The 15,378-nt window shown below is 45.5% G+C and carries 14 protein-coding genes; 4 read left to right on the top strand and 10 right to left on the bottom strand.

Translation table 11 applies throughout. The features are described from left to right. The 3 genes from DFQ00_RS29170 to DFQ00_RS13705 all read right to left on the bottom strand — a co-directional run. The coding region (locus DFQ00_RS29170; RefSeq protein ID WP_167433710.1) for a DUF4073 domain-containing protein at positions 1-2,193 on the bottom strand (2,193 nt) is incomplete at its 3' end. Between the two features lie 273 nt (positions 2,194-2,466). Further along, a complete protein-coding gene (locus DFQ00_RS13710) occupies positions 2,467-3,048 on the bottom strand; it encodes a hypothetical protein (protein WP_110897042.1) in 582 nt (193 codons plus the stop codon). Between the two features lie 212 nt (positions 3,049-3,260). Beyond that, complete coding sequence (locus tag DFQ00_RS13705) at positions 3,261-3,635, bottom strand: LysM peptidoglycan-binding domain-containing protein (RefSeq protein WP_110897041.1); 375 nt, start codon at positions 3,633-3,635, stop codon at positions 3,261-3,263. Between the two features lie 312 nt (positions 3,636-3,947). Here DFQ00_RS13705 and DFQ00_RS13700 point away from each other — a divergent pair, with 312 nt between their 5' ends. From DFQ00_RS13700 to DFQ00_RS13690, 3 genes are all read left to right on the top strand, one after another. Further along, complete coding sequence (locus DFQ00_RS13700) at positions 3,948-4,997, top strand: bifunctional transcriptional activator/DNA repair enzyme AdaA (protein WP_110897040.1); 1,050 nt, start codon at positions 3,948-3,950, stop codon at positions 4,995-4,997. Between the two features lie 63 nt (positions 4,998-5,060). Further along, positions 5,061-5,846 carry an isocitrate lyase/PEP mutase family protein gene (locus tag DFQ00_RS13695; protein ID WP_110897039.1) on the top strand — a complete coding sequence of 262 codons (786 nt, stop codon included), beginning with the start codon at positions 5,061-5,063 and terminating at the stop codon, positions 5,844-5,846. 109 nt (positions 5,847-5,955) lie between these two features. Then, a complete protein-coding gene (locus DFQ00_RS13690) occupies positions 5,956-6,498 on the top strand; it encodes a hypothetical protein (RefSeq protein WP_110897038.1) in 543 nt (180 codons plus the stop codon). Positions 6,499-6,672: 174 nt separating this feature from the next. On the opposite strand, the gene DFQ00_RS13685 is transcribed toward DFQ00_RS13690, so the two are convergent. The 6 genes from DFQ00_RS13685 to DFQ00_RS13660 form a co-directional block, all read right to left on the bottom strand. Continuing rightward, entirely contained in the window at positions 6,673-7,371 is a 699-nt protein-coding gene (locus DFQ00_RS13685) for a hypothetical protein (protein ID WP_110897037.1), read from the bottom strand. Further along, positions 7,368-8,249: an ATP-binding cassette domain-containing protein gene (locus DFQ00_RS13680; protein WP_110897036.1), complete on the bottom strand. Its 882-nt coding sequence runs from the start codon at positions 8,247-8,249 to the stop codon at positions 7,368-7,370. Before DFQ00_RS13680 ends, DFQ00_RS13685 begins: the two co-directional genes overlap by 4 nt. Continuing rightward, positions 8,246-8,626, bottom strand: coding sequence for a GntR family transcriptional regulator (locus tag DFQ00_RS13675; RefSeq protein WP_110897094.1), 381 nt, complete (start codon positions 8,624-8,626; stop codon positions 8,246-8,248). Before DFQ00_RS13675 ends, DFQ00_RS13680 begins: the two co-directional genes overlap by 4 nt. 157 nt (positions 8,627-8,783) lie before the next feature. Then, positions 8,784-8,954 (bottom strand): aspartyl-phosphate phosphatase Spo0E family protein, encoded by a 171-nt coding sequence (locus tag DFQ00_RS13670; RefSeq protein WP_110897035.1) that lies wholly within the window; start codon positions 8,952-8,954, stop codon positions 8,784-8,786. Positions 8,955-9,255: 301 nt separating this feature from the next. Then, positions 9,256-10,638 carry a transcriptional regulator gene (locus DFQ00_RS13665; RefSeq protein WP_110897034.1) on the bottom strand — a complete coding sequence of 461 codons (1,383 nt, stop codon included), beginning with the start codon at positions 10,636-10,638 and terminating at the stop codon, positions 9,256-9,258. Positions 10,639-10,878: 240 nt separating this feature from the next. Then, the gene (locus DFQ00_RS13660; protein ID WP_110897033.1) at positions 10,879-11,796 is read right to left on the bottom strand and encodes an aldo/keto reductase; all 918 of its coding nucleotides are present in this window, start codon (positions 11,794-11,796) and stop codon (positions 10,879-10,881) included. A gap of 563 nt (positions 11,797-12,359) precedes the next feature. Between DFQ00_RS13660 and DFQ00_RS13655 the strand changes: the two genes are divergently transcribed. Continuing rightward, positions 12,360-13,889 carry a leucine-rich repeat domain-containing protein gene (locus DFQ00_RS13655; RefSeq protein ID WP_110897032.1) on the top strand — a complete coding sequence of 510 codons (1,530 nt, stop codon included), beginning with the start codon at positions 12,360-12,362 and terminating at the stop codon, positions 13,887-13,889. 280 nt (positions 13,890-14,169) lie between these two features. Here DFQ00_RS13655 and DFQ00_RS13650 read toward each other — a convergent pair whose 3' ends face one another. Beyond that, positions 14,170-15,132 (bottom strand): endo-1,4-beta-xylanase, encoded by a 963-nt coding sequence (locus tag DFQ00_RS13650; protein WP_110897031.1) that lies wholly within the window; start codon positions 15,130-15,132, stop codon positions 14,170-14,172. Positions 15,133-15,378: the final 246 nt, after the last annotated feature.

Below are 15,378 nucleotides of genomic sequence, written 5' to 3'. Positions count from 1 at the left end.
TTGCAACACATTCTTCACATTTTCTTCACTCTTTGCTGTGTTCAGCTCTTTGAGTGGATCTTTTACCGGATTAAAAAAGGCATCAAATGTTTCTTGTATCGCCTGATAGTCTGCATAACCCGTTTCTGGACGGTGGTCTATCATCCATTGAGCAAGCTGCTCCTGCTTGGTTTCATTGCTTGTAATCGTAGCAAGCTTGCCAAAGTCCAGAGGAAACTTCTTGTCCGGCGTATTGGCCTCTGATGAGTGCTGATATTCGTAAATCATTTGCAGTGACCCCAGCATTTCCTCCGGGGTAGCAGGCTCATTAATAGGCGGATACTGTAAAAGCAACATGAGATAACCGATATAAGCATCCTTCATGACAAAATCATCGTCTTGAGAGAAACGCTGTGCAATATAAGAGATTAATTGCTTGTCCACGCTGGAGAGCTTGGCATACTTCTGGCTCACGATTTGTACGCCGCCAGTATCTGGATATGAGATGTACTGATTAGCTTGACTAACAAGACTATAGAAGCTGATCAAATGCTGTTGAAATAATAGCGGGTCTGTTTGCAACGCCGCCATAACCCCTTCGAAACCCATTTTCAGCGCATATTGCACTTCTGCCTTGGATTGATAATCATAGCTTGAAGGTACAAATGTCATCACAACCTGAGCAACAATTTCCTGCTCTTCCGGCTGAAGGCTCTCGAATCCTTCTGGAAGGTCCAGCCATTCTGGCAGCTTGATCAATTGCAGCACATTCTTCACATTTTCTTCACTCTTTGCTGTGTTCAGCTCTTTGAGTGGATCTTTTACCGGATTAAAAAAGGCATCAAATGTTTCTTGTATCGCTTGGTAGTCTGCATAACCCGTCTCTGGACGGTGGTCTATCATCCATTGAGCAAGTTCTTGTTCAGTTTCATATTCAATGGGATCTATCTTATCCAAATCAAGCGAAAATGGGGTCATCTTCTCGATTGTATCAGGATCATTGTTGTAATCCGTTGACTCTTTCTGAATTAATCGAAGATTTATCAGTACGTTATGCATATCTCCTGAATCAATTACACGATTAATAGAGGAATATGTGGACAAAATGGCATCCAGTTGCTCTCGAATTTTATGAGAGGGGAGGCCGTCGCGCTTCGCATAAAACATGATACGATAAGCGAAAATTTGTTTTTCCACTGATGACAGATTAGTATACTTTTCTCCCAGCTCATATAACGCCTGGATACTTTCGTCCGTATTTGCACCAAATACCTGAGGTAAATAAGCTAAATTCCCGAAATAGGCCGTGATGTTTTGCTCAACAGTCAATAAATCGTTTGAATCAAAAAGGCTTCTTGGCTCTATAGCTATATCCAGTGCATATTGAACCTGACCTTTGCTCACATAACCTGTCGAACCGTTTATCATAGTAACAAATTCGGCCACAGATTGCTTTTCATCGTCACTCCAGAGATTAAAGCCTTGAGGAAGCAAGATTCCCAAGTTGGGGTGCTGGAGCGCAGCTAACACGCCTGAAATATCCCCCTTACTTTTAGCCAGGTTCAATGAATCAAGCTGGTTTGTTTCCGTATTTTCTGTAAAAGTTAGTACCTTGTGCTGACTTGCAGGTTCACTGTTACTGGCCTTCACCCGTACCCATACAGATGCATTGCCATTGAAGCTTGGTGGCTCTGTGGTGTCGTAGTCCTGCCAGTCAGCACCTTCGTTCACACTATATTCCATCGTATTCTTGGCGCCAATGATCACATTCGCTTCATCATCTGCCGTCACTGATGGAGCTTGCGCTGACGAAGAGAGGGTGCTCACTTCCTCCATTGAATAAGCAATCTTACTATCGGTATCGCTTGCAACGATATTAAAGTAATATTTTACTCCAGATGTTAAATTGTCGATCTTAAAACTGCTACTACCATTTTGCAGGCCACTGATTTTGGTCCCGTTCTTTTCAGCGTTTGACACTGTATCGATATTCGCTTGATCTGACATATATATTGAATACATCAAATCCTCAGGACTAACAGATGTAGCTTCAACCCAATTTAACTGAATTTCATTTAGTCCGACTTTTGTCGTAATTTTTTTATCCTGTACTTCAAGTCCTCCTTCTGCATGTATTGAAGTTACAGCAAATACCTGCAGCACCAGCACAAACACAAGTAACGCACTAATCGACTTTCGAACCTGTTTACTCATAACTACCCCCTCCGAATAAAAAACCATTCCACCTCATTTGATATCATCATTCTATTACTTTGGTCTTAACAAACACTGAACATTGAAGTGAGGAGTAGAAGTGAATTCAATATCTCGAACAGTTATTTACTTGAACGCTTGTAAAATTCAAAAAAAGATCGACAGCAGGGTCAGCAATGCTGGCCTTATGTCGATCTTTACCTAACTTATAATTGAACTATTTTCGCGCTTATTTGATGAGCCACAGTGTCAAAAGTTGGAGTGCTCATGACACTACTTCAAATGAATCTCCTTCTCGGACATCAGCACATTTCCCTTATCATTGGTGAATACAAATATAGCCTTCCCGCGTTCACCCTTCATCTCGTCTGAATAGATCAAGCCGGAATACTGCCCGTTTCCACTTAAATAAAAACCGTCCTCCCCGTTCTTGCCATGTTCAATCGCTTCCTCCAGAGAGTTTACAATCGTGACCGTATTGGATGTCCAGCGCATCTCCGTTAAGCTGTAACCCTTCGGCACCTGCTTGATTGCAAAATCAAAGCTGTTACCCTTCATCGGTTTCTCCGACTGGTCAATAACAACCTGTATTTCATCTGAGGACGCCTTCGCTTCAGACTGTGTCTTGATCTTGCTCTCCTGACCTTCAGCACTATCACGGTTCTCGTCCGCTTTGTTCTTGGCCTCCGCATTCGGTACGGCCGCCTGTCCTGCTTCCTCAATCGGTTGCTTGGACTGCGGGTAAGCATGCTCTTGAACGGACTCTTTATTATTTTTAGCACCACATGCGTTAACGACAAGGACCATACACAACACGGCTGTGTATAACACCATTCTGTTGATCACTTGATTCATACGCCACTCTTCTCCCTTCATCTCCACACATGCATGGGCATCCATGATTTCGAATATGAACCCTATTCATCACTACACCATATCGTTCCTCATGAAGCTCCATATTATGTAAATGAGATCAAAAAATCAGGATGATACGGTTCATGTGAAGATCATGTATGAATAAGTATGCGTAAAAAGAAGAAGAGACTCATTAAAGCCACTGCTTATAGTTATCGTTGAAATTGTGGCAGAACCAGCACTTGTCCACTTTGAATGGTTCCCTGCTGTAGCCGATTGGTGGCTTTCAGTGCTTCGACATATATCCGCGTATCCATCTGTTCCGGTTTGTGTTCAACCGCAATGCTCCATAACGTATCCCCTGAAGTTACGACAACCTTCTGATTCAGCAGAACGGGCTCATCCCCAGCCGACACAGTAAACACAACACCGCAACCCGCGATAAACACACTAATGGTAATCAGCATCTTGATTAAGGCTCCATGCGTCATCTGGTGCAAAGAATGGGACTTCACATAAGAAATACTTGATTTGGCAGGTAAGGACTGCCCGTGTTCGTGAATGCTTTTGTACGTGGAATATCTCATCTTTCATCGACCCCCGATCTTCATCTTCCTTGATTCGCTAATCCTAAGCTTGATTACCTATATCCATTTCGTTTAACAACGCGAATTTTTTCTCTATTTCTACATGAACTAGGCAATTAATACTATCTTTTAATTCGTTTTATAGGTCTATATTATCACTTGATTCTAAACAAATTCTGAACAATCTCTTAATTCCAAAATATTCAGTGATATATATCAGAATAAATGCCTGATTTTCGGCGATGGTATCGGTTAACCTGGCCTATAATAAGGGAAAGATTGCGATTCTATTGAAGTAAGGACGTGCAGTATATGATCTCTGCTGAGCTGAAGGAACGATATTATCTGGCACTATTAACCAAGGATTCAGAATATGAAGGTTTATTTTATGTCGGGGTCACCACAACAGGGGTATTCTGTCGTCCTACCTGTCCCGCCCGGAAGCCGAAGTTTGAGAACTGTGAATTCTACGAGACTGCGGAGCAGGCCCTGCTTGCATCCTTTCGCCCCTGCCAGCGTTGCCGCCCCTTGTCTCACCCCAACCACGTATCGGATGTAGTGCGTATGCTGGTCGAGGCTGTGGAGAAGGAGCCCGAGAAACGCTGGAAGGCTCAGGATTTCAGAGCGTTGTCCATTGATGAATCAACAGCCCGCCGACAGTTCAAAAAAAGATTTGGCATGACCTTTGTCGCATATGCGCGTGCCCGGCGAATGGGGCTGGCTCTCAAGCATATTCGCTCAGGACGCACGGTCATTGATAGTCAGCTCTCCACCGGATATGAATCCAGCAGCGGATTCAGGGATGCCTTCTCACGAATTATGGGCGCCGCCCCGACCCAAGTTGATGAAGAACGAGTGCTGAAGGCAGCCTGGATTGATACAAGACTTGGTCCGATGATGGCTGTCGCGGACGAGCAGGCACTGTATCTGCTTGAGTTCGTTGACCGCAGAGGCCTGGAGCGTGAGGTAGAACGTCTGCGCAAGCGGACCCACTCTGCCATCGTGCCTGGCACAACGGAGCCCATTCAATCCATTGCACGAGAATTAACGGAGTATTTCGACGGCAAAAGAACAGCATTCGACACAGCGTTGTTCTGTTTAGGAACACCATTTCAGAAAGAGGTCTGGGATGCGTTATTATCAATTCCAGCCGGGGAAACGAGATCCTATCAGGAGATTGCCAATGCAGTGGGAAAACCCGGAGCATACCGGGCTGTAGCACAGGCCAATGGAGCCAATCAGCTGGCTATCGTTATTCCCTGCCATCGTGTCATTAATTCGAGCGGTGAGCTGGGCGGTTACGGTGGAGGACTGACACGCAAGGACTGGCTACTCAAGCATGAGAAACAAAACAGAAAATAGTCCGTCATCAAGGATAGCCCACAACATCACGAGACGTTAAAAAGGATTAGGGAGTGTACACAGATGAGCGTTGTAAAGAAAACTTTGAGAGAGAAGACAGAGCAATTTCATAGGTATCATGTAAAAGGAACCCCTCTCATTCTGGTTAATGTATGGGATGCGGGAAGTGCACAGACCATTCAATCCACCGGAGCCACGGCTATCGCTACGGGAAGCTGGTCGGTTGCTGCAGCACACGGGGAACAGGACGGAGAGGCTTTGCCCTTCTCATCGGTGCTGGCTAACCTGGCACGTATTACAAGCAGCGTTGATCTGCCTGTAACGGTCGATATAGAGGGAGGGTATGGCAGGTCTGTGTCAGAAATACGTCGAAATGTGTTGCTCGTTATCGAACACGGAGCCGTCGGCATCAATATTGAAGATCAGCTGCCTTCTGGTGATGGGATATACAATATAGAAGAGCAAGTTATGAGATTAGGGGCTGCCCGGGAAGCTGCTGAGCAGGCCGGCATTCCGCTTTTCATTAATGCACGTACAGATTTGTTTCTGCAGCATGCTGCAGAGCAGCATAATGATACGTTGATCAATAATGCACTCACACGGTGCAAAGCTTATGCAGAAGCCGGTGCAAGCGGCATCTTCGTTCCAGGACTACAGGATCAGCGCTTGATTCAAGAGCTGTGCGAGCATTCGCCGCTTCCGGTCAACGTGATGGTGACCGCTCAGAAACCTTCCCCGCAACAGCTCGCCGCTCTGGGCGTAGCACGAATAAGCTATGGACCTTATCCTTATCTACAAGTGATGGAACACTTGAGAATGCTTGGACGTAGTATTTTAACAGCTCTATAGGAGGATAAGTCAATCAACCTTCATCTCGCACACTCGCCCATGAGCAGAAGATGTTTCCCGTCTCCACCTGTGGTATAATCCCACTACCTAACAGTAACAGGAGGCAACTATGCTTAACGTTGAACAAAAGCTCGAAATTTTGGGATCTTATCCCCAATTGCAGCGCAAAGAGGTTTCCCTGGGACGTGTGAACTTCCATTACGAAGACAGCGCCTATGAGAAAAAGATTGTAGCACTCCATATTCACCCGAACGGTAACGGTTATATTTATGCAGGGCTGCTGCCAGAATACGAGACCGACGCCAAAGGCTTCGTGAATATTCGTGATTACTCCGAAGAGGACATGCGCACTTTACTGGATGCAACCCTCCAGGCGATGTCTTACAATCCAGATGCACCTGCACCTGCACCAGCATCAGGTACCTCAGAATTACCAGAAGAAACAAACGACAGACAAGCATCAGCAGCCCCCAAACTCTCGACTGGCGGCGGAATTTGGGTCGATGAGGAAGGGCACATCCTTACGCTGAAATACGATAATGACATGTGGTGTGTGTATGCCGGTCACGATCTGGAGATGGCCTTCGAGTCCCGCAGTGAAGCTGGCGAATATCTTCAGGAGGAGGGCTTCAAACCTCAAGCTCAGGCTTAGCTAAAATAAAGCAAACACGAGGTGAGCAGGAGCTCCCTCGTGTTTTTCTTGTTATATGTGTCTGGTGGCGATAAGCACACGAATGACGTATGTCTATTTTTTGCCTACATCAGACAAATGATGTTTATCATCACATTATGCAGCCGCGCCTTAGCACCCAGGTTCATGCCTAATTTAATCCTTGCTGCCTTTGCGTAGCAACGGAGCATGCTTCATCATGGGATAGGTGGACAGAAGCAAGGCTGCTCCGATCAAACCCAACACCGTAAATACGAGCATTCGATTCTGATAGGCAACCCAGAGTGTGAACTGTCTCATATCCCCAAAGGCAACCACAAGCGACATCACCAGGCCGAAGCCAAACAACAGAAACAGGAAGTTACGCAGCCCCAGCCTGATCCAGCACACCGTCAGGAAAACGGATAGGCCAAGTACCAGAAATCCAACCATCAGGTCTATCCATAAATATGGAAGCAACAGATAACGTGATGAGTACAGCATTCCCGGCTGAAGTAATGTGACTTGCAGCCAGCCTGTCGTATTCAGAAGATGAACAGTCCAATAAATGACATGCTGAATGACCATCGTGCATGCAACCATACACGCCCCCATCATATAAAAGGATTTCATAAATTGAATCCTTGTACTTCCCATGCCAATGGCAACCGGATAAAGCGTGAGCAGACCTGCGATTGCAAAGGTACAGATTCCTCCGTACATCGGCCCGAACAACTGTGAGGAATAGCTTATTTCAAACAGCAAACCAATAGCTACATAGATGGCTGTCAGCCCAAGCGCAATAGAACTAAAGATGGTCAGATACAAGCGCATATCATCCCAGATCATTCGGCTGGTTCCCTTGATTGCATTCATACCTTCATCCCCTCCTGTTGCCGGGTCACATTAACCAGATATTGCTGAAGTGATGCTTTTTCAATAGAAAGTCCGTACTGCTGAGCCTTCGCCTTCCAATCCTTCGAATACAAGTCATCAATCATCACTTTGCTCGTCGTACCTAATCGGGCAGATTCAATAACCGCAGCACCTTGAGTCGCCTCCTCAACATCCCGAATCAACCCTGTTAGAAGAACACCTCGTTCGCGTACTTGCTCCATAGGCTGATGAATTGATATGCTTCCTTGATTTACCACGATCAGACTCTCGCATAATGGCTGCACCTCTTCGATATGATGAGTCGATATCAGGATGAGCCTTGGATTCTCTTCATAAGTTTCCAGCAACGCCTCATAGAACCATTTCCGTTTCTCGGCATCCAGCCCGTTGGTTGGCTCATCCATAATCGTCACACTCGCATGACTGCACAGTCCGAGCATGATCTGGGCGGCAGTCTTCATTCCCTTTGAAAACTTGCTGATCTTCTGTTTGGAAGGCAGCTCGAATGCCTCAATTAACCGCAGGGCAAGCTGTTGATCCCATGCTGCATGAAAATGCGATCCCATGGTGAGCAGATCATGTATCGTCCAGTTTTTTCCGAGTGGGTGGTTCTCCTGGATATAACAGAGATGACTTTGTGCGGACAAATTATTGTATGGATTCTGACCCATCACCTGGATGGTTCCACGATCAGGGCGATTGTGTCCGGCGAGCAGACTCATCAATGTTGTTTTACCGGCCCCGTTTCTTCCCCAGATCGCCCCAATCACGGGTTCATGCTCATGCAGGGTGACGTTGTTCAGAATAGGCGGATTATTCTTTTGATAGCTGTAACATACCTGCTCCATATCAATCATAGTTCACGCTCCTTATCCTTCTTGCCGCGAATCAGATCAATGATCATATCCTCATCTATCCGTATGCGTCTTGCTTCCTCAAGTAACGGTTTAATATATTCTTCGTAAAAATGCTGTTTCCGTTCAACCAGGAGCGCTTCTCTGGCTCCCTTGGCAACAAACATGCCTACACCTCGCTGCTTATATATGATGCCTTTATCCACCAACTCCTGCAGCCCCTTTCGCGCCGTAGCCGGATTAATATTGTAAAAGCGAGATAACTCATTCGTCGAGGGTACCTGCTCTTCCACCTTCAATCTGCCTTCCACAATATCATCCATGATCATCATGGCAATTTGATGGAAAATAGGCAGGGATTCATCCAAAGTCGATTTCATCTGTTTCCAACTTTCATTCATTTTAATGATGGGCCCGCCCTCGATCTGTCATCAAAGGTATCACCCGTATTAGTTTTACTATGCCTCTTAGTTAGTTGGTTAGTTACTCATGTAACTAACTATAGTATACAAAAACGATATTGTAAATAGGCCCATATTAATTCATCCATTTCTCCACACACATTCGGTTATATTGATTCAGCAGGGCATCAAGCACTACGGATTGTCTAATCACTTCAGGATGAAGCAAACTCCCGTATTGCAAATGTACCTGATGCAGCAGTTGTCTCGCTTCTTCAATCTGTGATTTTAATTCCATACGCTCCATAGTCCCCCTCCTTTTGTCATATTTTAGATTATTATGCCAATCAATAGATTAGTGGGGGTACGACAGATACGCTCGCATGGTTACTTAGCAGCTTGTAACATTTATTGCACACAAAAAAGAGCGCATCTGAACGATGTCAGATACACTCTGGTGGCTTAGACTTATGTCCCTAAACCGTGATTATCATATGTTAAGATTTCAAGTGCCGAACCCATGGTCAGTAGGTCTCATAACCTCAGGATTGGGGTTCTTCGTGTCTGGGACAGGTTGCGCAGGTGGAATTGAGATGAATACAACGATGCTACATGTAGCTATCAGCAAAGCCAACTTTCTCTTCATTGAGTTTCTGCACCTCACTAATAATCAATTTGTATTCCTGTTTCGCCGTCTCAGATGCGAATTCCCTGTATTGCTCAAACAGTCCGACTCCTCTAAGCATACCTCGTCCACTGCTAATTTCAATAGCAAATTTCAAACTATTTAGAACAAATTGTATTCCTGTATAATAATTGTCTTTCCTTAAATAGTATGCACCCAAGTCTGATAAAAGTCGTAAATATCGATCATCCGTTACCTGGCTGCTGACTTTACCGATTCGGTTGTGCTGCTCTTGATATATGAAGTAGGATTCGTAGTCCCGCAAGACATGATCAATATCCTGATTGTATTGTAAAGCCGCTTTCACAATATCACAGAGTGCTGGAAAAATTTCATTCTCTTTGGTTGAAATGTATGCCAGATAATCCGGCAGAACTTCGAATCTTCCAGCCATTAACTTATAAATATATCGGTTAGCCTCAGCCCATTCCTGAAACTGATTGATCACGAGTTGCTCTTCTTCATTCGGAATTTTAATCCAACTGGTATCGGCGTATGAATCAACATACTCCAGTGCTGTACAATAATCCTTCTGGTGATAATAAGCACTTCCTGAGGCAAGAGAGGAATAAAGTATATAAAAAACAATCGGCCTTTTGGTCTCCTCCTGCCTCCTTCTGCCGTTCAGCTCATAATGAACCGTTGCCTTCACCTTTAATTTATCGGACAGCTCTTGAACTTTATTCCATCTATGCAAGGCTCCAAAAGCATTAATTAATTCATTCAATGCATCCAACTGATAGCGTTCATCCAGCCGATCCACGTAATACTCAAACTGGGCGGCAATAATGACATTCCGCTGCTGGTCATTGGTCAGCCCCAGCTTGAACAGGCGGTACTGACAAAGCGCAAGCCGCTCGGAATGCTGCATCTTCTCACTTTCGGCAATCGTTTCATATAAAAGAGTTGCTGGCTTCCATTTTCCATCATGATAGAATTCCTCTGCCAATTCGAATAACAACGGGATGTATGACAAATTATCCATCATCAGTCGCACAACCTCTTCAATACACTCCAGCTTATCCAGCTCGGCACAACGATGCAGGAAAGGCCCTAGTCTTCGCCAATCGGGTGTAGCATGCACAAAGCATTCATCAATGTACAGCTCATAGAAATGGCCTGCCTCAAGCTTCATAGCCATCGTCATACGATCCAGCTGCTGCATGGAGATCGGTCGGTTTTTATTCAAAATATTGCTAAGTGTGCCGGAATTAATCCCGGACAGCTCTGAAAAAAGACTGATCGACATCTGTTCACGCTTCAGATAACGTTCTAAATGATCGCGTATCGTGGTTGTCGGCTCCAATGGAACACCACCCTCCAAAATAAAAACACCAAAAACGAGATTGTCGGTATGCAACAGTAATTATATGTAATATGTGTGTGCTTTTCAACAAAATAATTTCAACTAATTTGTATTAATTACAATTTAATCCTTTTAAAACGAAAAAGTATGTATATATATTTTATATCAAAAAGGGGGAATCTTCCAAGTCCTAAAGCGGCATAAAAAACACGAGCCACCAGGGCTCGTGTCTGTCGTAGCCTAAGGCAGCACATTTCCTGCTGCACGATAGATTTCATACCATTCTGGACGAGTAAGATGAATTTCACTTGCTTTCACACAATCCTGCAGTCGTCCAATGTTCATGGTGCCTGTCACCGGCTGCATCTTTGCCGGATGACGAAGCAGCCAGGCAATCGCAATCGTTGTGTTGCTGACATCGTACTTCGCAGCAATCTCATCAATCTTGGCATTCAGCTCCGGGAATTTCTCATTGCCGAGGAATACCCCCTCAAAGAAACCATACTGGAATGGCGACCACGGCTGGATCGTGATGTCGTGCAGACGGCAGTAATCAAGAATGCTGCCATCGCGATTCACTGCTGCATCATTCTCCATATTTACGTTGATGCCACTGTCGATCATCGTTGTATTGGTAATGCTCAACTGCAGCTGATTGGCTACCAGCGGCTGCTTCACGTATTTTTTCAACAGTGCAATCTGGTTCGGGTTCTGGTTGGATACGCCGAAGTGACGCACTTTCCCTTCCCGCTCCAACTGGTCAAAGGCTTCAGCTACTTCCTCTGGCTCAACGAGTGCATCCGGGCGGTGCAATAATAGCACATCCAGATATTCCGTTCTAAGACGCTGTAGAATACCATCAACGGAATTCAGGATATGCTCTTTGGAGAAATCAAACATGCCTTTGCGAATGCCGCATTTGGATTGAAGAATCAAATTTTCACGAACTTGGGGACTCATCTGCACAGCATCGGCAAAAATCTCCTCACATGTTCCCGTGCCGTAAATATCGGCGTGATCAAAGAAATTCGCACCTGCCTCCATCGCAGAACGTACGAAATGCTCCGCGTCCTTGCTATCCAATGAATTGATTCGCATACAACCTACAGCAACTACAGGCACATCGAGCGGGCTGCTGCCCAGCTTCATGGTTCTCAAGATGTTTCCCCTCCATATTCATAAATAGTTGGTTTGCATGTGACACGAATACAAGTATGCATGTCCATTCTCCATATCAGTCTTCCGTCTATGATTGTGACACATATATGCAATCGGTTTCAATAGATTTTCCCCACATTTATATGGAGAAATGCTATGTATTGCATCTGATCTACGATTCTTCCGGCACATCTCCCTCTGCATATGGTATCTGTACATGTATACCCGCTTCCCTGGGAGGTTGAATAGGCCGCTGATGAACAATGGGTTGGATTTCTACAAATTTATGCTGAAAAAGTGCAGGGCTAGAGCCTGCTCATATCGAATAAAGGTATACAGAGATACACGTTGGTAAATGAATTGTTCCTTTTTCCTCAAGGTAGGTTAATAACTAGATAAGTTGAACGATCCATGAAGATTTACACTGAACACTCCGATGCAGAATAACCTGTCTGTTTTCAATGAGCTGCTAAGGCAGTTTTAGATATCTTTCGAATATTACGCATTTAAAAATAGGACATGGTCTCCACTACTATATACATGATCTGGAGGGAAGGCATGTAATGAGAAGATTCACGCTGTTATTGCTCATCTGTATTCTAAGCATCAGCTCTGCAGGACAAGCGCTGGCCTATACCGTCTCTGATACGGAGCAGCATCTCGTCAAAGACCCGGCACTGGAGGACGGACTGAAGCTGATATTAAATATTCCTGTAGGAGAGCCGCTGACTTCTGCTGATCTGAGACAGCTACGTGTAGTCGATCTGAGTAACTCAGGCATTCGGAGCCTGTCCGGGCTGGAACACGCTGTGAACTTGACTCATCTGCGCCTGTATGGCAATGAAATTACAAGCCTTGCACCACTGGAGCACCTGACCCAGCTAAGGGAGATCGACATCCGTAACAATTACATTACATCCATCCAGCCGCTGGAGGCCTTACAGCAGCTCGGGCGGTTGTATATCAGCAACAACTCGATCAGCTCAATTGACGTTGTGCGTTCATTCCCAAGATTACATACACTGCATGCCAGCGGCAACAAGATTGCAAGTCTCGATGCTTTGACAGGGCTGCGTTCGCTGCAATGGCTGGAAATCTCCAACAATGTCATTACAGACCTTACGCCACTAGCGGCTCAAACCAGGCTGAAACAGTTAAATCTAGCCAACAACCACATCTCTTCACTTGATGTTTTCACAGATATGCCCGATTCGTTGCGAGAGCTGAATGTGTCCAATAATCATATATCCAGCCTTAAACCGCTAAGCCATATGCTTCATCTGCGGACATTGGATATTTCGGGCAATCAGATCCAGCACTTGAACGATATTGCAGCATTGACGGGCCTAACGGAGCTGAATGCAGAATCCAATCAGATTTACGATCTGGAACCTCTGCGTTCATTCACGAGCCTGAGTGTACTGAAGCTGTCCAACAACCGGATCTGGGACCTGACGCCAATCTCAGACTTATCATTCACGCAAGAGAGTGCAGAACCACAGAGCATAGACAATATCTCTGCTTCCACATCAATGTCCTCCTTGGCGCAGCAAGCGACCGTATGGCCCGAATCCGCCGGACTCACCGTTCAGCATAATTATCTGGATGTGAGCAGCGGAAGCTATACGATGAGTTTGCTTAATCAGATGAATGTACGGGAGCAGAAGCGGACACCGCAGGGGCATTTTCAGCGCCTGATCGAAGGCTCCACCACGGCATATGTGGGTGATCGTGCTTATTCACTAGACACGGCGCCTTTTATTAGCGAGGGACGAACCTACGTGCCTCTCCGCTTTGTATCGGAGCAGCTGAATGCGCGTGTGAATTGGAACAACAGCACACGTGAGGCTACAATCACCCATGAAGATGAGATCATCCGCTGGAGTGTAGGCAGTAAGCAGGTTACCGTCGGCGATGAGCTTGTCATGAATGATGCACCGCTGCTGATGAAGGATGGCCATACCTATGTTCCGGTTCGATTTATTTCAGAGCAGCTTCATACCACGGTTGGATATATAGCCCGCAGCAAAACGATTCTGATCTTTGAAAATAAACCGCAGCCTGAGGATATGATTCCTCAGACGACACCGTAGCAAAGCAGCAGAAGCAGAAAGCAGCTGCTGATACATAGGAATGTAATACCGCTGCGGCCTCCCCTCTCTCCCTGCCCCGCCTGAACCATTGGCGGGGTTTTCGAATCTTTTATGAATCTATGTCATTTTGTTCTTGTTGATTCACATGCGAAACAATAACGAAGCCTGTCCCATAGTGCAGTGGGACAGGCTTCGTTTGGGGATAAGGCAGGGTATCTCGACTCAGATCGAGATCAAGCGGTAGAGTTTCTTGAAGTCATGGCTGACGTTACACTCCTGTTTAAGGATTATTCGCCATGTAGGTTTTCAGCCATTGCATCGCAGGACGCTCTGTGCCGTTGCTGTTCACCAGGTGGGAGCCGTTAACCCATGTTTGGTTCTGGTTGTAGCCCCACAGAGTGATGCCTTTAACAGACGGGTGCTTCCACAGAATAGGGAACTTCTGCTGATAACGCTGCAATTGAGTGTTGTCATCGCCAGTGATATCCAGCTCAGACACATAGATTGGCAGACCTGTTGCAGCCAGTTTGTTCAGTACCGTATTCATCGTGCTGACAGATACGTTGTCCATATTGAAATAGTGCGCTTGAATACCGATGCCATCGACCAGGCCTCTATTTTTGAGAAGGTTGATGATCTGGATATATTGATCTGCTTTCGGAGGATCACCGATAATGCCATATTCATTGATCAGCAATTTGGAATTCGGGAAGGCTTGTCTTGCTTGCTCGAATGACCAGATTACCCAATCCCAGCCTGTCTGCCCGTCTCCACCAATTGCATTGCGGAAGGAAGGCTTCGCATGTAATGGCTCATTGACCACATCGACAAACTCTGATTGAGAGTAGCGCTGTCCGGCTGCTCTGATCCATTGGAGGACTTCTGCCCTCTGATCGGCGGCAGAAAGATTATTAATCCAGTTAGGCGCCTGACTACCCCATACAAGCGTATGGAATTTGAAAGGGAAACCGTTCTGTTTGGCATAGTTATAAGCCATATCCGCCTGGCCCCAGTTCATCACGTTACGTGTGCCTTCTACAGCCCCCCACTTGGTGGAGTTCTCTGGCGTCACCTGATTCCAGTATGGACTGAAATTGGATGGAACCTGACCAGCGATAATATTCCCCAGGAACTTGCTGCCCTTAGCCAGTCCGGCACTGACACTGCCCACCGCAACTGACGCAGCCAGTACACCCACCAGTGCGAGCGTACCTACCGTCTTAAACCATCTGGACTTCAACATAATATTCCTCCTTGGCTTTGTTTATTTTTAAAGCGCTTACAAAGACATCATAATGGATAATTTTGGTTTTATACACATATAAATCATACCATTTACTTTGAAAAGTATACTTATTTTTCCATAGTTGTGCTGCGCACCATTTTTTTCGCTCCAAACATAAACGTTACATGAGCGTTTACATTCCTCTAATGTTTATCTAGTATGGAAGGATACATACAACTACACACACTCAAACACAAGGGAGAT

The organism is Paenibacillus barcinonensis, from assembly GCF_003217495.1.
GTDB lineage: Bacteria > Bacillota > Bacilli > Paenibacillales > Paenibacillaceae > Paenibacillus > Paenibacillus barcinonensis.
This window is presented reverse-complemented; position numbering and strand designations above follow the sequence as displayed.